Source organism: Sphingobium sp. PAMC28499, assembly GCF_004795815.1.
Lineage (GTDB): Bacteria > Pseudomonadota > Alphaproteobacteria > Sphingomonadales > Sphingomonadaceae > Sphingobium > Sphingobium yanoikuyae.
Genome location: NZ_CP039248.1, coordinates 2,355,037 through 2,375,231, shown reverse-complemented (window position 1 = coordinate 2,375,231; position 20,195 = coordinate 2,355,037). Strand labels below are relative to the sequence as shown.

General features: G+C 63.2%; 21 protein-coding genes and 1 pseudogene. 13 read left to right on the top strand and 9 right to left on the bottom strand.

The window, feature by feature from the left end:
* Window positions 1-73 precede the first annotated feature (73 nt).
* Entirely contained in the window at window positions 74-3,352 is a 3,279-nt protein-coding gene (locus E5554_RS11530; protein ID WP_136186863.1) for an autotransporter domain-containing protein, read from the bottom strand.
* Window positions 3,353-3,571: 219 nt separating this feature from the next.
* On the opposite strand from E5554_RS11530, the gene uvrA reads away from it, so the two are divergent.
* The 4 genes from uvrA to E5554_RS11510 all read left to right on the top strand — a co-directional run bounded on the left by uvrA (window position 3,572) and on the right by E5554_RS11510 (window position 8,043).
* A complete protein-coding gene (uvrA, locus tag E5554_RS11525; protein ID WP_136186862.1) occupies window positions 3,572-6,487 on the top strand; it encodes an excinuclease ABC subunit UvrA in 2,916 nt (971 codons plus the stop codon).
* Window positions 6,488-6,544: 57 nt separating this feature from the next.
* Entirely contained in the window at window positions 6,545-7,186 is a 642-nt protein-coding gene (locus tag E5554_RS11520) for a hypothetical protein (RefSeq protein ID WP_136186861.1), read from the top strand.
* Between the two features lie 107 nt (window positions 7,187-7,293).
* On the top strand, window positions 7,294-7,860 hold the full coding sequence (locus E5554_RS11515; RefSeq protein ID WP_168708702.1) for a hypothetical protein: 567 nt from the start codon (window positions 7,294-7,296) through the stop codon (window positions 7,858-7,860).
* 3 nt (window positions 7,861-7,863) lie between these two features.
* Complete coding sequence (locus E5554_RS11510) at window positions 7,864-8,043, top strand: hypothetical protein (protein ID WP_099233843.1); 180 nt, start codon at window positions 7,864-7,866, stop codon at window positions 8,041-8,043.
* A gap of 140 nt (window positions 8,044-8,183) precedes the next feature.
* Here the strand turns inward: E5554_RS11510 and E5554_RS11505 are convergent, their stop codons facing one another.
* Window positions 8,184-8,417 (bottom strand): DUF433 domain-containing protein, encoded by a 234-nt coding sequence (locus E5554_RS11505; protein WP_210729820.1) that lies wholly within the window; start codon window positions 8,415-8,417, stop codon window positions 8,184-8,186.
* Between E5554_RS11505 and E5554_RS11500 the strand changes: the two genes are divergently transcribed.
* From E5554_RS11500 to E5554_RS11490, 3 genes and pseudogenes are all read left to right on the top strand, one after another.
* Window positions 8,416-8,667 (top strand): addiction module antitoxin, encoded by a 252-nt coding sequence (locus E5554_RS11500; protein WP_348769749.1) that lies wholly within the window; start codon window positions 8,416-8,418, stop codon window positions 8,665-8,667. The two genes, E5554_RS11505 and E5554_RS11500, sit on opposite strands and share 2 nt — an antisense overlap.
* Before the next feature lie 242 nt (window positions 8,668-8,909).
* A pseudogene (locus tag E5554_RS11495) lies at window positions 8,910-10,107 on the top strand (hypothetical protein).
* A gap of 111 nt (window positions 10,108-10,218) precedes the next feature.
* Window positions 10,219-10,434: a cold-shock protein gene (locus tag E5554_RS11490; RefSeq protein WP_136186859.1), complete on the top strand. Its 216-nt coding sequence runs from the start codon at window positions 10,219-10,221 to the stop codon at window positions 10,432-10,434.
* A gap of 61 nt (window positions 10,435-10,495) precedes the next feature.
* On the opposite strand, the gene E5554_RS11485 is transcribed toward E5554_RS11490, so the two are convergent.
* Window positions 10,496-11,098 (bottom strand): hypothetical protein, encoded by a 603-nt coding sequence (locus E5554_RS11485; RefSeq protein ID WP_037491660.1) that lies wholly within the window; start codon window positions 11,096-11,098, stop codon window positions 10,496-10,498.
* 136 nt (window positions 11,099-11,234) lie between these two features.
* Here E5554_RS11485 and E5554_RS11480 point away from each other — a divergent pair, with 136 nt between their 5' ends.
* On the top strand, window positions 11,235-11,441 hold the full coding sequence (locus E5554_RS11480; RefSeq protein WP_136186858.1) for a hypothetical protein: 207 nt from the start codon (window positions 11,235-11,237) through the stop codon (window positions 11,439-11,441).
* Window positions 11,442-11,620: 179 nt separating this feature from the next.
* On the top strand, window positions 11,621-12,004 hold the full coding sequence (locus tag E5554_RS11475) for a glycine zipper 2TM domain-containing protein (protein WP_029547555.1): 384 nt from the start codon (window positions 11,621-11,623) through the stop codon (window positions 12,002-12,004).
* Between the two features lie 56 nt (window positions 12,005-12,060).
* Here E5554_RS11475 and E5554_RS11470 read toward each other — a convergent pair whose 3' ends face one another.
* From E5554_RS11470 to E5554_RS11455, 4 genes are all read right to left on the bottom strand, one after another.
* Window positions 12,061-12,993 carry an FAD-binding protein gene (locus tag E5554_RS11470; RefSeq protein WP_136186857.1) on the bottom strand — a complete coding sequence of 311 codons (933 nt, stop codon included), beginning with the start codon at window positions 12,991-12,993 and terminating at the stop codon, window positions 12,061-12,063.
* The gene (locus tag E5554_RS11465) at window positions 12,990-13,739 is read right to left on the bottom strand and encodes an electron transfer flavoprotein subunit beta/FixA family protein (protein ID WP_004207731.1); all 750 of its coding nucleotides are present in this window, start codon (window positions 13,737-13,739) and stop codon (window positions 12,990-12,992) included. The genes E5554_RS11470 and E5554_RS11465 overlap by 4 nt, the downstream gene beginning before the upstream one ends.
* A 112-nt stretch (window positions 13,740-13,851) precedes the next feature.
* Entirely contained in the window at window positions 13,852-15,051 is a 1,200-nt protein-coding gene (sucC, locus tag E5554_RS11460; protein ID WP_099233848.1) for an ADP-forming succinate--CoA ligase subunit beta, read from the bottom strand.
* A gap of 147 nt (window positions 15,052-15,198) precedes the next feature.
* The gene (locus E5554_RS11455) at window positions 15,199-15,435 is read right to left on the bottom strand and encodes a hypothetical protein (protein WP_235682112.1); all 237 of its coding nucleotides are present in this window, start codon (window positions 15,433-15,435) and stop codon (window positions 15,199-15,201) included.
* On the opposite strand from E5554_RS11455, the gene E5554_RS23335 reads away from it, so the two are divergent.
* Both E5554_RS23335 and E5554_RS11450 read left to right on the top strand, forming a co-directional pair.
* Window positions 15,383-15,553 carry a hypothetical protein gene (locus tag E5554_RS23335; RefSeq protein WP_247594462.1) on the top strand — a complete coding sequence of 57 codons (171 nt, stop codon included), beginning with the start codon at window positions 15,383-15,385 and terminating at the stop codon, window positions 15,551-15,553. The two genes, E5554_RS11455 and E5554_RS23335, sit on opposite strands and share 53 nt — an antisense overlap.
* Window positions 15,554-15,591: 38 nt before the next feature.
* Entirely contained in the window at window positions 15,592-15,990 is a 399-nt protein-coding gene (locus tag E5554_RS11450; protein ID WP_097384051.1) for a low affinity iron permease family protein, read from the top strand.
* A 24-nt stretch (window positions 15,991-16,014) separates the two neighbouring features.
* Here E5554_RS11450 and E5554_RS11445 read toward each other — a convergent pair whose 3' ends face one another.
* Both E5554_RS11445 and nhaA read right to left on the bottom strand, forming a co-directional pair.
* On the bottom strand, window positions 16,015-16,197 hold the full coding sequence (locus tag E5554_RS11445) for a hypothetical protein (protein WP_010336659.1): 183 nt from the start codon (window positions 16,195-16,197) through the stop codon (window positions 16,015-16,017).
* Between the two features lie 113 nt (window positions 16,198-16,310).
* Window positions 16,311-17,525 (bottom strand): Na+/H+ antiporter NhaA, encoded by a 1,215-nt coding sequence (gene nhaA, locus E5554_RS11440; protein ID WP_136186856.1) that lies wholly within the window; start codon window positions 17,523-17,525, stop codon window positions 16,311-16,313.
* A gap of 195 nt (window positions 17,526-17,720) precedes the next feature.
* Between nhaA and E5554_RS11435 the strand changes: the two genes are divergently transcribed.
* Both E5554_RS11435 and E5554_RS11430 read left to right on the top strand, forming a co-directional pair.
* Window positions 17,721-19,106, top strand: coding sequence for a glycosyl transferase family protein (locus E5554_RS11435; RefSeq protein WP_136188322.1), 1,386 nt, complete (start codon window positions 17,721-17,723; stop codon window positions 19,104-19,106).
* Window positions 19,103-20,143, top strand: coding sequence for a hypothetical protein (locus tag E5554_RS11430; protein WP_247594432.1), 1,041 nt, complete (start codon window positions 19,103-19,105; stop codon window positions 20,141-20,143). Before E5554_RS11435 ends, E5554_RS11430 begins: the two co-directional genes overlap by 4 nt.
* The last annotated feature ends 52 nt before the right edge of the window (window positions 20,144-20,195 follow it).

Genomic DNA, 20,195 nt, shown 5'->3' with positions numbered 1-20,195 from the left:
GATACGCGCCATCAGCGGCGCGACAGTCAGTCCGCCCCCTCGCCTGCGCTCCGCTCGCCCCCGTCCCGCCGCGCTAGAAGCGGAAGGACAGATTCCCCCGCCACTGCCAGCTCGACAGGCCGCCCGATCCGATCCCGTAATATTCGCCCGATCCGATCAGCGCGACATTGCCGCGCAACTGGATACGCGTGCCGAACCGGACCGATCCGGTCGCCGGCGTGGTCGCGATCAGGCGCAGGTCCGGCCCCAGGACACGGCCGCCATTGGGGCGCAGATAGGCAAAATCGACGCCACCCTCGACATAGGGGGTGATGACCATGTCATCCGATCGGAATGGCCGGCTGATCTCCAGCGACGTCGCCACCGCGCCATAATCATAGCGCGCATCGCCCTGCAGCACGCGCAGGTCGATATTGCCCACCTGCCCCTGCAGCACATAATTATCGTGCCAGATGCTGGCATAGCTCCACGACAGGCGGGGCCGCAGCAGGAAGCTGCCCAGCGGGCGCTGCGCGCTCATCCCGACCGTGCCCGACAGGGTGAAGCTGTCATGCTTGCCCGACAGCATCAGCACATGCTGTTCATATTCGCCGAAATTGAAGCCGATGCTGGCATCCAGCACCACGTCCGAATCTGCCATCCGATGCACCATGTATGGCTTCACCGTGATGGAATCGGCCTGCTGGCGCATGCCGCCATTGAAGGATTTATAATCCGAATTGCCGAACTGGATGGCCAGGCCGGCAACGGTGCGCTTGTCGATCCAGCGATCGAGGCCAATATTATACTGGTTAGCGCTGCCCCTGGTCCGGGCGCCGGAACGGTCATCCTTCAGCGTCGAATAGCTCCATTCCCCCCAGGCGGTCCAGCGCCGGCGGGCATTGGCCGCAATCCGGCAGGCCTTCTCGACCAGTTGCGGATCGCCCCGCAGCCGGCCTTCACGCCCGGCCCGGCAGACTTCATCGGCAGTCATCAGCATTGGGCGCCGCTCATCGCGGCCCGGCGCGACACCGGTCGGCGCGATCGGCGGCAGCGTCTCGGGGCGCGGCCGCTGCAACGGCCGCACGGTCGGCCCGCCCACGTCCGGGCCAGGACGCAAGCCCGGCGTCACCGTATCCGGATCAGGCCGCAGACCCGGCGTCACCGTGTCAGGATCGGGCCGCAGTCCCGGCGTCACCGTATCCGGGTCAGGCCGCAGACCCGGCGTCACCGTGTCAGGATCGGGCCGCAGTCCCGGCGTCACCGTATCCGGGTCAGGCCGCAGACCCGGCGTCACCGTATCCGGATCAGGACGCAGGCCCGGCGTCACCGTATCCGGGTCAGGTCGCAAGCCCGGCGTCACCGTATCCGGGTCAGGCCGCAGACCCGGCGTCACCGTATCCGGGTCAGGCCGCAGACCCGGCGTCACCGTATCCGGATCAGGGCGCAGGCCCGGCGTCACCGTATCCGGATCAGGTCGCAAGCCCGGCGTCACCGTATCCGGGTCAGGCCGCAGACCCGGCGTCACCGTATCCGGGTCAGGCCGCAGACCCGGCGTCACCGTATCCGGATCAGGGCGCAGGCCCGGCGTCACCGTATCCGGATCAGGCCGCAAGCCCGGTGTCACCGTGTCCGGGTCGGGCTGCAACCCTGGCGTCACCGTTCCCGGACCAGGACGCAGACCCGGCGTCACCGTGTCCGGATCAGGCCGCAAACCCGGCGTCACCGTATCCGGATCAGGCCGCAAGCCCGGCGTCACCGTATCCGGGTCAGGCCGCAGACCCGGCGTTACCGTATCCGGATCAGGCCGCAGCCCCGGCGTCACCGTATCGGGATCAGGCCGCAGGCCCGGTGTCACCGTATCCGGGTCAGGCCGCAGACCCGGCGTCACCGTGTCCGGATCAGGACGCAGACCCGGCGTCACCGTGTCCGGATCAGGCCGCAAGCCCGGCGTCACCGTGTCCGGATCAGGACGCAGACCCGGCGTCACCGTGTCCGGGTCAGGCCGCAGGCCCGGCGTCACCGTATTCGGATCAGGTCGCAGTCCCGGTGTCACCGTGTCAGGATCAGGACGCAAGCCCGGCGTCACCGTATCAGGATCAGGACGCAGACCCGGCGTCACCGTATCCGGATCAGGACGCAGCCCCGGCGTCACCGTATCCGGATCAGGCCGCAGACCCGGCGTCACCGTGTCCGGGTCAGGACGCAGACCCGGCGTCACCGTATCCGGATCAGGACGCAGACCCGGCGTCACCGTATCCGGATCAGGCCGCAAGCCCGGCGTCACCGTGTCAGGATCAGGGCGCAGGCCCGGCGTCACCGTGTCCGGGTCAGGACGCAAGCCCGGTGTCACCGTATCCGGATCAGGCCGCAAGCCCGGCGTCACCGTGTCCGGATCAGGACGCAAGCCCGGCGTCACCGTGTCCGGGTCAGGACGCAGCCCCGGCGTCACCGTGTCCGGATCAGGACGCAAGCCCGGCGTCACCGTATCCGGATCAGGTCGCAGACCCGGCGTCACCGTATCCGGGTCAGGCCGTATTTCGGGTGTTGGCGTATCAGGGTCCGGGCGGACTTCCGGTGTCACCGTATCGGGGTCTGGTCGCGCCTCCGGCGTGATGGGAACGGGCACCGGCCGCAGTTCGGGCGTGACGATTTCGGGATCGGGGTGCAGTTCGGGCGTCACCGTATCCGGATCAGGCCGCAGACCCGGCGTTACCGTGTCGGGGTTCGGGCGCAGCTCCGGCGTCACCGTATCCGGATCAGGCCGCAGCCCCGGCGTCACTGTATCGGGGTTCGGGCGCAGTTCCGGCGTCACGGTCTCGGGCAAGGGCCGCAGGCCGGGCGTGATCAAATCCGGATTGGGGCGCAACCCCGGCGTTACCGTATCCGGCAAGGGGCGCAGGCCCGGCGTCACCGTATCCGGGTTCGGCCGCAATTCCGGCGTGATCAGATCGGGCAGTTCCGGGTCGGGCCGGTTCCAGTGATCGGGGAAATTGATGCCACCCGGATGCTGGTCGGCGGAATCGACGAAATTGTCATATTCCGCATATTCGGTGCGAATATGGGCGAACAGATTATGGGTGCCGCCATTTTCCCGCACGATGGGCGATACCGTCAGGTGCAGTCCGGTATCGGGCTGGGTCCAACTGTCCACCCGCTCCCCGGTCTCGGGAAAGACGACGAAAAACTCGCCCGGATCGACGCCGGACAGCCACACCGAATGGTCCTTGCCCTCGGTCCAGCCCAGGAAGATGATCCGCCCCGCGGGCGTCTCGCTCTGGGCCATGGCCCCCGTCGTCGGCAATGTCATGCCCGCGACGCTGCCCGCCACGCTCAGGACGCCCGCATGCCAATGGAGCCACCAATAGGTCATGCCCCGTTTCTACGTGCGATCCCATAGCCGCGGCCATCCATGGAAACCCCGAGACAGGCCGAGACGCGCCCGCAGCCGAACCAGAAACGCCCTCCGGCCGGCGCAGCGCGCCATCGTCCACGCCCAGCCATCTTCCCCTGGCCGCTCCCCCTTCCTATCTTGCCTCCCGCCGGGCAACGCCCCCTTGCCCCCACGGAACAAATCTGGAACAACGCCCCCATGAGTCTGACCCACATCTCCGTACGCGGCGCGCGCGAGCATAATCTCAAGGGCGTGGATGTCGATCTGCCCCGCGACAGCCTGATCGTCATCACCGGCCTGTCGGGCTCGGGCAAATCCTCCCTCGCCTTCGACACCATCTATGCCGAGGGGCAGCGCCGCTATGTGGAGTCGCTCTCCGCCTATGCGCGCCAGTTCCTGGAGATGATGCAGAAGCCCGATGTCGAGCATATCGAGGGCCTCTCCCCCGCCATCTCGATCGAGCAGAAGACCACCAGCCGCAACCCGCGCTCCACGGTCGCGACCGTCACCGAGATATACGACTATATGCGCCTGCTCTGGGCGCGCGTCGGCATCCCCTATTCGCCCGCCACCGGCGAGCCGATCAGCGCCCAGACCGTCAGCCAGATGGTCGACCGCGTCATGCTCCTGCCCGAAGGCACCCGTTTCTACCTGCTCGCCCCCGTGGTGCGCGGCCGCAAGGGCGAATATCGCAAGGAACTGGCCGAGTGGCAGAAGGCGGGCTACACCCGCGTCCGCATCGACGGCGAGTTGTATCTGATCGAAGATGCCCCCGCCCTCGACAAGAAATACAAGCATGACATCGAGGTCGTGGTCGATCGCCTGGCGGTCAATGCCGACATGGCCACCCGCCTCGCCGACAGTTTCGAGCAGGCGCTCAAACTCGCCGACGGTCTCGCCTTCGTCGACCTGGCCGAGGGCGTCGTCCCCGGCCGCGAGGATGAAGCCCAGTCCGCGGGCAAGATGAAGAATGCCGGCATCCCCGCCAACCGCATCGTCTTTTCCGAGAAATTCGCCTGCCCGGTCAGCGGCTTCACCATTCCCGAGATAGAACCGCGCCTCTTCTCCTTCAACGCCCCCATGGGCGCCTGCCCGGCCTGCGACGGCCTGGGCGAGCGGCAGGAGTTCGACCCCGAACTGGTCGTCCCCAACGAAGCCCTTTCGCTCAAGAAGGGCGCCGTCGTCCCCTGGGCCAAGTCCAACCCGCCCAGCCCCTACTATATGCAGGTCTTGGGCTCCCTCGCCAAGGAATTCGGCTTCAGCCTCGACACCCCCTGGGCCGAGCTGCCGGGCGAAGTGAAGCTCATCATCCTCCACGGCACCGGCGGCAAGCCCGTCACCCTGCGCTTCGTCGACGGCAAGAAGAGCTATGAGGTCAAGAAGCCGTTCGAGGGCGTGATCGGCAACCTCAACCGCCGCCTGCTCCAGACCGAAAGCGCCTGGATGCGCGAGGAACTAAGCAAGTACCAGACCGCCATGCCCTGCGAGACCTGCCACGGCGCGCGCCTCAAGCCCGAGGCGCTCGCGGTCAAGATCGCCGGCGAGGACATCTCCGTCTCCACCCGCCGCTCGGTGGTGGACGCGCTCGCCTTCTTCACCGCGATGCCCGACGCGCTCAATGAGCAGCAGAACCAGATCGCCCGCGCCATCCTCAAGGAAATTGTCGAGCGCCTCGGCTTCCTCAACAATGTCGGCCTCGACTATCTGAACCTCGACCGCACGTCAGGCACCCTGTCGGGCGGCGAAAGCCAGCGCATCCGCCTCGCCAGCCAGATCGGCTCGGGCCTCTCGGGCGTCCTCTACGTCCTCGACGAACCCTCGATCGGCCTGCACCAGCGCGACAATGACCGGCTGCTCGTCACCCTCAAGCGCCTGCGCGACCTCGGCAACAGCGTCATCGTCGTCGAGCATGACGAGGATGCGATCCGCGCCGCCGACTATATTGTCGACATGGGGCCGGGCGCCGGCGTCCATGGCGGCACCATCGTCGCCCAGGGCACCCTGCCCGAACTCTTGGCGCACAAGGACAGCCTGACCGCGGACTATCTCAACGGCACCCGCCGCATCGAAGTCCCGGCCAAGCGCCGCAAGGGCTCGGGCAAGAAGCTCACCGTCCACAATGCCCGCGCCAACAACCTCACCGGCGTCACCGCGTCGATCCCGCTCGGCACCTTCACCTGCATCACCGGCGTGTCGGGATCGGGCAAGTCCAGCTTCACCATCGACACCCTCTATGCCGCCAGCGCCCGCACCCTCAACGGTGCCCGCATCGTCGCCGGCCCGCATGACAAGATCACCGGCCTCGAAAATTGCGACAAGGTGATCGACATCGACCAGTCGCCGATCGGCCGCACCCCGCGCTCCAACCCGGCCACCTACACCGGCGCCTTCACCAATATCCGCGACTGGTTCGCCGGCCTGCCCGAAGCACAGGCGCGCGGCTACAAGCCGGGCCGCTTCTCCTTCAACGTCAAGGGCGGCCGCTGCGAAGCCTGCCAGGGCGACGGCGTGCTCAAGATCGAGATGCACTTCCTCCCCGACGTCTATGTCACCTGCGACGTCTGCCACGGCGCCCGCTACAATCGCGAGACGCTGGAGGTCAAGTTCAAGGGGATGAGCATCGCCGACGTACTCGACATGACGGTCGAGGATGCGGTCGAATTCTTCAAGGCCGTGCCGCCGATCCGCGACAAGATGGCGATGCTCGCCGAAGTGGGCCTTGGCTATATCAAGGTCGGCCAGCAGGCCACCACCCTGTCGGGCGGCGAGGCCCAGCGCGTCAAGCTCGCCAAGGAATTGTCGCGCCGCGCCACCGGCAACACATTGTATATCCTAGACGAACCCACCACCGGCCTGCATTTCGAGGATGTCCGCAAGCTGCTGGAAGTCCTCCACGCCCTGGTCGAACAGGGCAACAGCGTCGTGGTGATCGAGCATAATCTGGATGTCATCAAGACGGCGGATTATATCATCGACATGGGACCGGAAGGCGGCGTGAAAGGCGGCGAAGTCGTCGCACAGGGCACGCCGGAACAGGTGGTGAAGGAGAAGCGCAGCTTTACCGGACACTATCTGGCGCCGTTGTTGGGGCTGGAGACTGTGGCGGCGGAGTAATATCTTGCGTTTTCTATAATTCAATACATATTCCTTACCCGTAAAAGGGGGGATTACATGACAGCCGAGGTCGCAATCTTGAACAAATCTGCGGTTGCTCTAGCTGCAGATAGTGCCGTCACCATATCTGCTGGTAGCGACCAACAGAAAACATATGATTCCGCAGACAAATTGTTCGAATTATCGCTATGCGATCCAATAGGCGTCATGGTGAATGGCGATATGAATTTCATGCAAATTCCTATCGCTGTATTAGTAAAAAAATATCGAGATGACTGCCCCAAATTTGATCGAGTTACGTCTGCGGCAGAAGCATTTTTAAGATATCTAGCAGAATGGGGAACACAAGCGCCCGCGGCGATAAAATCAACTTACATAATAATGGCCATTAGACCTTGGTTAGAGCGCGCAAAGGAACGGGCCAACGACGCATTTTTAAATAGAATTTTCAATGTTGAAAACAATGGCGGAGATGATTTTCGTAAAAAAGTCGAAGATCTACGCCTATCTCTCCTCAAAGAACAAATTGAAGTTTTACGTTCAGCTCTATCCCGAGTTCCCGATGCCATGTTCGTAGGAGAGGGAGAATTCTCTCTATCTCAAATCGATATAGACACTGTCGCATCGTACATATCCGACGTTTTTGACGATACGAATGACGATATAAAAACTCTGCAATTCTTGATGTTTGCCAACTAATTTTAGTAAAAAAAGGCACAGGGCCTACTCATACGGGCGTCATCGTCGCTGGCTTTGGCAAAGATGATTTATTTCCGACTCTTGTGCCGTATGAAGTTTACGGAGTTGTGGGAGACCGTCTAAAATACTGGAAGAGCGATGAAGTCGACATAGATCGCTCCGGTGATAAAGCTAAGGTGATACCATTTGCACAGAAAGAAATGGTGGAGCGTTTCCTGTATGGCCTAGATGAGGGCATCCGACGGAATGTCGCAAGTTTCTGCCGAACTGCGGTGCCTAATATCAGGAAGAAAATCCTTGAAAAGTTGGAAATGAGCGAGGAGGATGAAGCGAGCCTGACTCGAGATGCAGAAGAAGCGGAGAAGGCATTTTTCGACGGACTAACGAACGATAGCTTTGAAGCCATTCGTCAACAATCTCAGGAGGAGATTGAAGACATGGTTGAGTTCATGCCGAAACCAGAGATGGCGCGCATGGCCGAAGCGCTCGTAAATTTAACGTCAATTAAACGGCGTGTATCCCGAGGTATGGAAACGGTCGGAGGGCCGATTGACGTCGCGGTGATATCCCGTTCCGAGGGCTTTGTATGGGTAAAACGGAAACATTATTTCCCGGCTGAGTTGAACTCTCGGTTCTTCGAACGTAAGCGCGCAGAGCGAATCATGGAGGGATGAGCGATGAACGATCTTAGCTGCACGATGGACATGCTCGCAGGCCTGAAAGATTTGCGTGATCGCACCGCTCGCAAGCACCCCGAAGTTAACGAAGCCCTTCAGGAAGCTATCGACGATACCTGCTCCAAGATTGAAGCTGCCTTTGCCCAACAGAGCAAAGTTCGAGCGCGTCTACGCGCTTAGCGCGTTTGACTGGCATGGTTTCAGACCGGAATACGCCTTTAAGTGGGGAACCACTCAATGCTTAGATAAGCATGCAGGCGGACCAATGATCGCGGAACCACCGGCACAGGGCCGGTGGCAGTTGCGCTTCGATCAGGAATTCATTCGGCAGCGAGCACCACAGGGTGATCGGCCATGGCAGCGGCATAAGCCAGCGCCGCACGCACATCATCCTCGCTGAGATAGGGAAAATCGGAGGCAATCTCGCCCACGCTCGCGCCACCGGCCAGCATCTCCAATATATCGCTCACCCGCAACCGTGTTCCGGCCACGATCGGCCGCCCGCCGCAAATGGCGGGATCGACGGCGATACGGGGAAAGCCTGCCAGCGTCATGACCGACAAGCTATCAGACAAGCCGCCGCCCTGCTATAGTGCGACGATGCCCGAGGATGACGCCTTCTCCGACGACGATCTGGTCCCGCCCGACCTGCGCGGGCCGGAAGACCCGGTCGCCTATGATATATGGTTCCGGGCCAAGGTCGAAGCCACCCTCACCAGCGACAAGCCGCGCATCCCGCACGAAGAGGTAATGCGCAGGATGCAGGCGATCATCGACCGGCGCAAAGGCCAGCAATGTTCCTGATCGCCGTGGCAACCGCTACGCAGGAATTGGCCTCCAGAGCGTCCAGACGGAGCCGAAAAGTGTGATCTTTCGAGTACCGGAGCGCAGCGTACTCAAAGTACGTGAGCACCGGAACGCAGAAAGGCGCGCTTTGCAGGCCCCTATGGGCGCATTGGTGGCCAATTCCTATTCCGCTGTCCTACACCCCGTCTTTCTGCCTACCCTCCCGGCAACGCGTCCTCTTTCCCTGAAAGGGCCTTGCCATGTCCTGCGCATTTCCGCCGATCACGCCGCCCCTGCCGGACACCATCCCCACGCCCGATCCGCAACGGCGGGTCGATGGCTGGAGCCCGGCGCGCCAGCGGCGCTTCCTGGAGATACTCGCCGCCACCGGCGTCATCATGCTCGCCTGCGAAGGGGTGCGCATCACCGCGCGCTCGGCCTATACGCTGCGCATCCGCCATGACGGCGCCGCCTTTCGCCTCGGCTGGGACGCCGCGATCCTGATCGCCCGCGCCCGCCTTGCCGACGATCTCCTGTCGCGCGCGATCATGGGCAGCGAGGAGGTCATCCGCAAGGATCCCGACAATTACGAGGTCCGCCGCGCACCGGCATGACAATCGCCTCGCCATGTCGATGCTCGCGCGGCTCGATCGCATGGCCGACAGCCCGCCCGAAGGGTCGGACGCCGCGCTCGCCCGCGTCGTCGCGCAGGATTTCACCGCCTATCTCGACCTGATCTGCCCGGCCGAAGAAGCCGACAAGGAATCCGAATTGATCGGCCTGCCGCGCACCGGCATGGAGCGCATGGCCCGCGACATGGCGGACGCCCGCTTGCTCAGCGGCGACCAGCCCGAGACGCCCGAACCCGTCGCGCCGGAGGCGGCAACCGCCCTCGCCCCCGCTGCCTCGGTCGCGCTGTTCATCGCCGCTCGGCTGGCGCTCCAGCCCGGTGCCAAGCGCGCGCCCGTGCAGCCCGGAATCTCGCCCTTTTCCGACCGGAATGAACGGTGTGAACTTCGCCGCCATATCCACCGCGCCGACCTGCCGCCGGAGGAGGCCGCGACCCGTTTGCGCGGCGTCTGGTGGGATGAGGATCGCGAGCAATTGCGCACCGATTACCCCGCCCCGCCCGACTTCACCGGCGACCAGAGCGGGGATTATTACGATATCGACGATTATGACCGCACCCTGACGCAAGCCGAGGAGGCCGCCTATGCCGCGGAGTTGGAAGCGGAGGCCCGCCCCTATGAGGAAGCCGCCACCCGCGCCCGCGACGCCCGTTTCGGCTTCGCGCCGGGCAGTGACGAGGAAATCGCCGTCCTGGAAGCCGCCGGTTACGAGCTGCTGAGCGAGGATGAGGAAGACGAGGAGGAAGAGGAGGACGCGGCGGCAGACCCCGCCGAAACGGCCAGTGATTTGCCAGGAGGCCCGCAATGCCGTACAAGGGCGCTGCTATAGTCGCAAATCGACGGTCTTCGGCGCTTTGCGGCACCTATCTCCCTCTTTCCCTGCCCCTCTAGCGACCCGGCGTGCCCGCCATGGGTCCGCCGCATGAAAGAAGGAAATATCATGAGCAGCATCACCGGAACCGTGAAGTTCTTCAACGCCGACAAGGGCTATGGCTTCATCGAGCCCGACAATGGCGGCCAGGACGCGTTCGTCCACATCAGCGCCGTCGAGCGCGCCGGCCTCGCCACCCTGCGCGAGAAGGACCGCGTCACCTATGACCTGGAGCAGGACAAGCGCGGCAAGATGGCCGCGGTGAACATCGCCCACGCCGAATAATCGGCCGATCAGGCCGGGCGCCGCCGCGCGGTGGCGCTTGGTCCCGATTTATCCGGCCCGGTCAGATATAATCCTCGGCAATGCTGGCGCCGAGCAGGATCAGGTTCGCCGCGATCAGCATCGCCATGTTCGCGCGGCGGCTCCGCACCCGCAGCAGCGCGACCAGCAGGGTCAGCAACCCCACCAGCCCGCCCAGCAGGATCGGCGCGGCATAGGGGGCGAGCGGCCCGGCGGGGGCATCGGCCACCGGCCTCACCTCTTCCAGCACGCCCTGGCCGATCGTGACCGCGACATTGGCCAGCAGCAGCCCGCCGATCACCATCCGCTTCTGCCGGTCATACCAGTCGTCGAAATCGGGCCATTGCTCCGGCTCGTCGGGAAAGATCAGCGACGCGGCAAGATGATAGACGCCCACGATCGCGAGCACCACGACCAGCGTCAGATAGCTCGCATCCATCTGGTCCCGCATGATATAGGCGCTGCCCCAAAAGCTGGTGAGGTCCAGCAGCACGAACAGCCCCAGCAGCGGCGTCAGCCAGCCGATCCGCACCGGCTTGGCGGTCCGCTTGAGCTTCAGCGCACGGGCAAAGCCGCCCAGCACCTCGGCGATCGCCAGCCCCAGCAGCAACCCGAACACCGCGAACACCAGATCGAATGCCGACATTGCCACCCCCTAGTCACGGCAGCCCCCGCCACCGTCCGTCGCAAGACTAGCAAGGCCCGTCGCGGACGCAATCATGCTCGGAACCCTTGTCGCCGACGCCGGTTCTTTTCCCCGACTGGCAACCAAGGAGTTCCCCATGATCCGCACCCTGATTTTCGGCGCCATCGCCGGCTATGTCGGCAAGAAGCTCTATGACGACGGCAAGCTGACCGAGTTCAAGGACGACCTCGTCGCCCGCTACAGCGAAGCCAAGGCCAAGCGGGAGGACCAGCGCATCCAGGACAGCCCGGCCCCGGTCGTCACCCCGGCCACGGCCAGCGGCGCCTCGCCCCTGGCGCATTAAGCCCCATCCTCTCGGCGGCGCGCCTCCTCGACGCGCCGTTGATGCCGTCCGCTCGCTGCCGCACTCCCCTCTCGATGGCAGCGGCGGGCGGTTTCGCGTTTCTGATCAGTATCTTGGCGCAACCTTCGCGCCGCTTGCGGGTTCTCCTCCCGACAGGGAAAAGAAGAGGAGACTATCCCGTGCGTACCCCCATAATGGCGCTTGCCGCCCTTGCCATGCTCCCGCTCGGCGCCTGCGCCTCGGACAATTATGGCGGCGGCTATGGCTATGACCGCCCCGGCGGCTACAATCGCCCGCCCGGCGGCCGTGACCGCGACCGCGATCGCCGCCCGCCGCGCCGCCATCTCGGCGACAATGACCAGATCTACCGCGACCGCGACGGCCGCTATTATTGCAAGCGCGATGACGGCACCACCGGCACCATCGTCGGCGCCCTTGCCGGCGGCGTGCTCGGCAATGTCATCGCTCCCGGCGGCTCCAAGACGCTCGGCACCATCCTGGGCGGCGCCGGCGGCGCGCTCGCCGGCCGAGCCATCGACAAGAACGACATCAACTGCGAATGACAAAAAAGGGCGTGGGGATCGTTCCCCACGCCCTTTCCTACTCAAGCCAATTCGGCTTACAGCTTGCCGGTCAGTTCCGGCACCACCTTGAACAGATCACCGACCAGGCCGATGTCGGCCACCTGGAAGATCGGCGCATCCTCGTCCTTGTTGATGGCGACGATGGTCTTGCTGTCCTTCATGCCGGCGAGGTGCTGGATCGCACCGGAAATGCCGACGGCGATATAGACTTCCGGCGCGACGATCTTGCCGGTCTGGCCGACCTGATAGTCGTTGGGGACATAGCCCGCGTCGACCGCCGCGCGCGAGGCACCAACGGCCGCGCCCAGCTTGTCGGCCAGCGGCATGATATATTCTTCGAAGGTCGGACCGTCCTTCAGCGCGCGGCCACCCGACACGATGATCTTGGCGCTGGTCAGCTCGGGGCGTTCCAGCTTGGCGATCTCGGCGCCGACGAAGGCGGAAATGCCCTTGTCGCCGGTCGAGGCCACGGCTTCCACCGCGCCATTGCCGCCGTCCTTGGCCGCCTTTTCAAAGGCCGTGCCGCGAACGGTGATGACCTTCTTGGCGTCCTTCGACTTGACGGTGGCGATCGCATTGCCGGCATAGATCGGGCGGGTGAAGGTATCTTCGCTTTCGACCGACAGGATGTCGCTGATCTGCATCACGTCCAGCAGGGCGGCGACGCGCGGCGCGATATTCTTGCCGTTGCTGGTGGCCGGCGCGACGAACGCATCATGATGGCCCATCAGTTCGACGATCAGCGGCGCGACATTCTCTGCCAGAGCATGGCCAAAGGCCGCGTCATCGGCGACATGGACCTTGCCCACGCCGGCGATCTTGGCGGCTTCGGCGGCAACGCCGTCGACGCCCTGGCCTGCGACCAGCAGATGGACTTCGCCCAGCTTGGCTGCAGCGGTCACGGCGGAAAGGGTCGCGTCCTTGACGGCGCCGCCCTCATGTTCAACCCAAACGAGCGTCTTCGTCATGCTGCAACTCCCAGAGCCTTGAGCTTGGCCACCAGTTCATCGACATCGGCAACCTTGATGCCGGCCGAGCGCTTGGGCGGTTCGGAGACCTTGAGCGTCTCCAGACGGGCGGCGATGTCGACGCCATAATCAGCCGGGGTCTTGTTAGCCAGCGGCTTGGACTTGGCCTTCATGATGTTCGGCAGCGACGCATAGCGCGGCTCGTTGAGGCGCAGGTCGGTGGTGATGATCGCCGGAGTGTTGAGCTTCACCGTCTCCAGACCGCCATCGACTTCGCGGGTGACGTTGACCTTGTCGCCCTCGACCTCAACCTTGCTGGCAAATGTGCCCTGCGGCAGGTTCAGTAGCGCGGCGAGCATCTGGCCGGTCTGGTTGCTATCATCGTCGATCGCCTGCTTGCCCAGGATGATCAGGCCAGCGCCTTCCTCTTCCTGCACCTTGGCGAGCAACTTGGCGACGCCCAGCGGTTCGACCTCATCATCGGTCTGGATCAGGATAGCGCGGTCAGCGCCCATCGCCAGCGCCGTGCGCAGCGTTTCCTGCGCCTTGGCGACGCCGATCGATACCGCCACGACCTCGGTCGCCGCGCCCTTTTCCTTCAGGCGAATGGCTTCTTCGACGGCGATCTCGTCGAACGGGTTCATGCTCATCTTGACGTTGGCCAGGTCCACGCCCGTGCCATCCGCCTTCACGCGCGGCTTTACGTTATAGTCGATAACCCGCTTCACGGGCACAAGGATCTTCATTTCAACATCCTCCATTTTCACGCCATCGCCCGCCAACGCGAACACGGACGTGGGCGACCCGTTTCCAGGTCACCCACGCCCTATGGCGTATCTTCTCAGGTGATTAGGGGGCTCAGGCCGCCTTCCTCACTTCTGCCACGATCTTCTTGGCCGCATCGCCCAGATCGTCCGCGGGGACGATCGGCAGACCCGAATTGGCCAGAATGTCCTTGCCCTGCTGGACGTTGGTGCCTTCCAGGCGGACAACCAGCGGAACCGACAGGTTCACTTCCTTGGCAGCCTCGACGATGCCATTGGCAATGATGTCGCACTTCATGATGCCGCCGAAGATGTTGACCAGAATGCCCTTAACGGCCGGGTCCTTCAGGATGATCTTGAACGCGGCGGTCACCTTTTCGGTGGTGGCGCCGCCACCCACGTCCAGGAAGTTGGCGGGGAATTCGCCATTCAGCTTGATGATGTCCATGGTCGCCATGGCGAGGCCAGCGCCGTTCACCATGCAGCCGATGTTGCCGTCCAGCTTGATGTAGGCGAGGTCGTACTTCGACGCTTCGACTTCGGCTGCATCTTCCTCGGTCAGGTCGCGCAGTTCGGCGATGTCCTTGTGACGGAACATGGCGTTGCCGTCGAAACCGACCTTGGCGTCGAGGACGAGGAGGTTGCCCTGCTCGGTCAGCGCCAGCGGGTTGACTTCGATCTGCTCGGCGTCGGTGTCGAGGAACGCGGCGTAGAGCGACGAAGCAACCTTCGAAGCCTGCTTGGCGAGATCACCGGTCAGGCCCAGGGCAGCAGCAACGGCGCGGCCGTGGTGCGGCTGGAAGCCGGTGGCCGGATCAACCGAGAAGCTGTGGATCTTTTCGGGGGTCGAGTGGGCGACCTCTTCAATGTCCATGCCGCCTTCGGTCGAAACGACGAAGGCGATGCGGCTGGTGGCGCGATCGACCAGCAGCGCCAGGTAGAATTCCTTGGCGATGTCGGCACCGTCGGTGATGTACAGACGGTTGACCTGCTTGCCCGCTTCGCCGGTCTGGATGGTGACCAGCGTGTTGCCCAGCATGTCGGTGGCGTGCGCCTTAACCTCGTCCAGGTTGAAGGCCAGGCGGACGCCGCCCTTGGCTTCGGGGGCCAGTTCCTTGAACTTGCCCTTGCCGCGGCCACCGGCGTGGATCTGCGACTTCACGACATAGAGCGGTCCGGGCAGCTTCTTGGCGGCCTCGACGGCTTCCTCGACAGTGAAGGCAGCGTGACCGGCGGCGATCGGCGCGCCATACTTGGCGAGCAGTTCCTTCGCCTGATATTCGTGAATGTTCATGGGCTAGCCCGTCCTTTGTTCACAGGAAAACTGTTGAGGCGGGTTAAGCACAGGCGAAGAAGCAGGGCCAGAGCCATTTCGCAAAACGACTTTGCAAAATTGCAAAACCCTTGCGAAGCCCGACCCTGCTTTATTGTGAAATCGGCGTCAGAAGGAGCAGTGGATAGCGGCCTTGCTGGTCACGAGGAATATCTCCGGATCCTCCAGCGCACGGACCTTATAGAGGAGTTCGTCCATGCTCATCTTGCCCATGTGCGACTTGTGGAGCGATGCGATCGACTGAAGCCGTCGCAACTGCACCAGGCTGAGCCGATCGACCATGCGTTCGGCCATGCAGCCGGCCATTCGCGGTGAAAGACCGGCGTCGATCAACCCGGCACGCACACGTGATTCGGGAGAAACACTGGCGCAGGAGGCCAGCAGAAGGGAGCCGGCGAGCGCGCCGATCGTTGCACGAAAAGATATGGTTGCCATGGACATGGCCATGGCAGCAGATGGCTGAACAGAGCCTAAATGCGCAGGACGCCCGAAGGAGTTTGCATGGATCGGTTATTTTCCGCCCTGTCGGCACGGATCGCCAGTTGGACCGGCCAGCCGCTCGCCTTCATCCTGGCGGTCGGCGTGGTATTGATCTGGGGCGTGACTGGTCCGCTCTTCCACTATTCCGACACTTGGCAACTGGTGATCAATACCGGCACGACCATCGTCACCTTCCTGATGGTCTTCCTGATCCAGAATGCCCAGAACCGCGATGGCGCCGCGATCCAGGCCAAGCTCGACGAACTGATCCGTTCGATCGAGACCGCGCGCAACGACTTCATCGGCATCGAACATCTGACCGAAGCCGAACTGGAGAAGATCAAGAAGATACTGGAACGCGAATGCGGTGCCGATGGCCCGCATCAGGACGTGATCGATCGCCTGATTTCCCGTCGATAGCGCGATGGCGCAACGGTCGGAGGATCAATGCGCCGGAATGATCAGCCTCTCCTGCTGCTCATTGCGCCTGCGATAGGCTTCTACCTGATCGATATAACCGCGTGCCAGCCCTTCATAGGCAGCGCGCCCCTCGGGCGATGCTGTTGCCTGCGCGTTTATCAGCGACATCTGCTGGCGATGCAGCAGATAGTTGACGTCCGTCTCCATCGGTTCGCCCTCCTCCCGTATTTTTCGAAAGTGCGGTCGGCGCGCTGACGCGAAGCGAGTCGCGGCAACGGCAGGGCGATAGTAGCATGAAGGTTAATGCTACGCGATTCCCCTCACCCTGCGCCCCGCTCGACCGATCGCGGCGTTGGCGCGAAACGGAGGACCGCATAACCGCACAGCGCGGACAGCAAGGATCCGCCAAGGATGCCGATCTTGGCCTCCTCGACCAGCAATGGCTGCCCCGGAAAGGCGAGGGCGCCAATGAATAGGCTCATGGTGAAGCCAATGCCGCACAGTAACGCCATGCCGTAAATCTGCACCCAGGTCGCCCCCGAAGGCCGCGCCGCGATGCCCAGCTTCTGCGCCAGCCAGATGCTGCCGAACACCCCCAGTTGCTTGCCAAGCAGCAGCCCCAGCGCCACGCCGATCGGCAAGGGGCTGAGCAAAGCGCCGATCGCCTCGCCATTCAGCGTGATGCCGGCATTGGCGAAGCCGAAGAGCGGCACGATCAGATAGGCGCTCCAAGGATGGATCAGATGTTCCAGGCGATGGAGCGGACTGTCCACCGCATCCGGCGCACCCGGCGTGCGATTGACCGGGATGGTGATGGCGGCGAGCACGCCCGCGATCGTGGCATGGACGCCCGACAGCAGCATCAGATACCAGAGCAGCAAGAAGCCGATGAGATAAGGTGCCAAGGCCCGTACACCGACACGGTTCATCCCGAACATGACCAGCAGGACGACAAAGGCGCCGGCCAAAGCCATGACATCCAGCCCCTGGCTATAGGCCAGCGCAATGATCGCGACCGCGCCCATATCGTCGACGATCGCAACCGCGGTCAGGAACAGCTTGATCGATGCGGGAGCCCGCGATCCCAGCAGCGCCAGAACCCCGATCGCAAAGGCAATATCGGTGGCCGCCGGGATCGCCCAGCCGCGCGCCAGGGCAGGCTCCCCAGCCGTAACGGCCAGATAGACCAGCGCCGGCGCGATCATGCCCGCCCCCGCCGCGATGAAAGGGAGGCGCCGCCTCTCCCAAGTGGACAGGCCGCCATCGACGAACTCACGTTTGATCTCCAACCCGACGAGCAGGAAGAAGATCGCCATCAGTCCGTCATTGACCCACAAATGGATCGTCATGGGACCGAGTGCAGGAGCAAGCACCGGCCCCGTCACCATATGGAAGATGTCATGATAGACATGACCGGCAGCACCTGGAAGATTCGCCATGATCATCGCGATCGCGGCCGAAATCATCAGCAAGACGCCACTGCCTGCTTCTCCCTTCAGGAAATTCCTGAGGGCGGACACGGGCCGTTCGGTCACGTCTTTTCTCCATAAGTGCTTGCCGGTATTGCCATTCTTCCCCCTTAGGGAAATTTCCGCTCAGGTCCAACCCAGATCCGCCGGCCAATGTTGACAGACTTTCTCCAAAATACTTGGAAGACCGCTGTTCTCATGACATAAATTCGCCCTGCCGCATGGCGATCGGGACAGGGGAAATCCGGGATCGTGGGGGACATGCTCTTTGGCGCGCTACAGGCGCTGCATTATGAGATATTGTTGTTCGCAGTCATCGGCTTCGCCTTGGGCGGGCTGGATGATCTGGCGATCGACCTTCTGTTCTTGATGCGTCGCGGGTGGCGGGCGGTCCGGTACCCGCGACGCCTCCGCATGACGATGGCGACATTGCCACCTTCATCGACGCCCGGCCGTATCGCCATCTTCATTCCCGCCTGGCAGGAAGCGGACGTCATAGGCGCAATGTTGCGCCATGCCGTACATTGCTGGGGCGATGCCGATTATCGCATATTCGTCGGCGCCTATCCCAATGATCCGGCGACGATCGACGCGATCGCATCAGCCGCCATCGATCAACCCCATATCATATTGTGCCTGAATGACCGCCCCGGCCCGACTACCAAGGCCGATTGCCTGAACATCAACTGGCGCAGCATGCTGGCGGAGGAAGGTCGAAACGGCATCCGGTTCAAGGCCGTCGTCATGCATGATGCCGAAGACGTCGTGCATCCCGATGAAATCCGGCTGTTCGATCATATGATCGACCGGTTCGCGCTGGTGCAATTGCCGGTACTGCCACTACCGGGTCGCGGCACCTGGCTTTCCCGTGCCATCGCCAATCATTATTGTGATGAGTTTGCGGAAGCCCATGGGAAGTCCCTGACAGTGAGGGAATTTCTTGGTGCATCCATTCCCTCTGCTGGCGTCGCCTGCGCCTTTGAAAGAAATATATTGGCCGCTCTCGCCCCTCATGCTGGCGCGGGGCCATTCGATCCGGGGTCATTGACCGAAGATTATGAAGCGGGGTTGCGGATCGCCGACATGGGCGGCCGGGGCATCTTCCTGCGCATCCGTGATGCACAGGGCCGTCTTGTCGCGACCCGCGAATATTTTCCCGACAGCGCCCCGGCCGCCATCCGCCAGAAGGCACGCTGGATCATCGGCATTTCGCTTGCCGGATGGGATCGGATGGGCTGGCAGGGTGGCCCGGCCGAATGGTGGATGCGGATCAGGGACCGACGCGCCACCCTTGCGGCCCTGATCATCGTCGCCGCCTACGCCACGCTGCTGCTCTGGAGCATATTGGAACTGGCGCGCCCATTCCTGCCGCCGCAAATGCGCCCGTCGACGCCGCTGATCGACAGCTTGCTGACGCTCAATCTCTGGCTCATGGCATGGCGCATCACAATGCGCGCAGTCTTTGCAGGCCATGCCTATGGCTGGCGGCATGGACTGGCGGCCGTGCCGCGCATGTTCGTCGGCAACGCGATCGCTATCCTGGCCGCCCGGCGCGCCGTGATCCTCTATGTCCAGTCGCTGCTGGGCAAGCCGCTGGTGTGGGACAAGACGCAACATCGCTTCCCCGACATGGAGGAGCAGGCATGATCGGATCATCGGCCGATGGACGGCCGGTGCGCTTCTTTTTCATGCTGTGCATCGGCTGGACCGGCATGCGCCTGTTCGGCACGATCGCGTCGACAGCACCACTACCAGCGACAGTACCAACCCCGGCAAAAGGCAGTCGGATCGGCTCCCCCACTCGTCAGGAGCGCATGATCCCGATCATCCACAGAGCAGAGACAGCAATTTATTCTGGCAATAAGTGGCAACCCATCCGTGCGAGTTCGCCCTTCAAGCCAGTCCGGACCGCTTATGCCATCGCGCCACTATCGAACGCATGGTCGTTGAACTCTGGCGCCTCCAGACAAAGACCTCCCCTAGCCCGGCCCAAAGCCATGGAACCGCTTGCCATTTCGGTATCGACCATATCGCCCGTCGGTCATGATCGCTGGCAAGGCAGCGTCTGGCTGCTCTGGCGCTCCGGCGGTGGTTCTTCGGCAGACCTCGCCACGGTGGGGCGCCTCGGCGGGTCGCAGGCCGGGGCACGGATCGACTTCGACCTGATGCCCCGATCCTCGGGGCGCCTTGCCGCTTATGGTCGGGCCACGACGGCCCTCCAGTCGCCAGAAGCGCCCGAAACCGCGATCGGCCTGTCCTATCAGCCAGTACGCCATATTGCCGTCAGCCTCGCCGTCGAACGACGGATCGCGCTCGATACCCAGGCGCGCGACGCCTTCGCGCTGCTGCTCGTCGGCGGTTTTGGCCCCAAACCCGTGGCAGGACCGATCGAGGCCAGCCTTTATGCGCAGACCGGCATGGTCGGGCTGCACAAGCGCGACCTTTTCATCGACGGAAAATTCTCGCTGCTCGCGCCGGTCAAGGACAGCCCTCTGCGCGTTGGCCTCAGCCTTTCTGGTGGTGCGCAACCCGATGTCGAACGACTGGATATCGGCCCCGAAATCCAGTTTCGTCTGCCCCTTCCAGCGATCGCCGCACGCATCGGGATCGAATGGCGTGAACGTGTCGCCGGTCAAGCCAAACCGGCTTCCGGCTTGGCGGTCACACTCGCCGCCGATTTTTAACCTGCCGGCCATCTCCCGGCTTTCGCTCGGAGTCTTTTGTCTCTAACCCGAT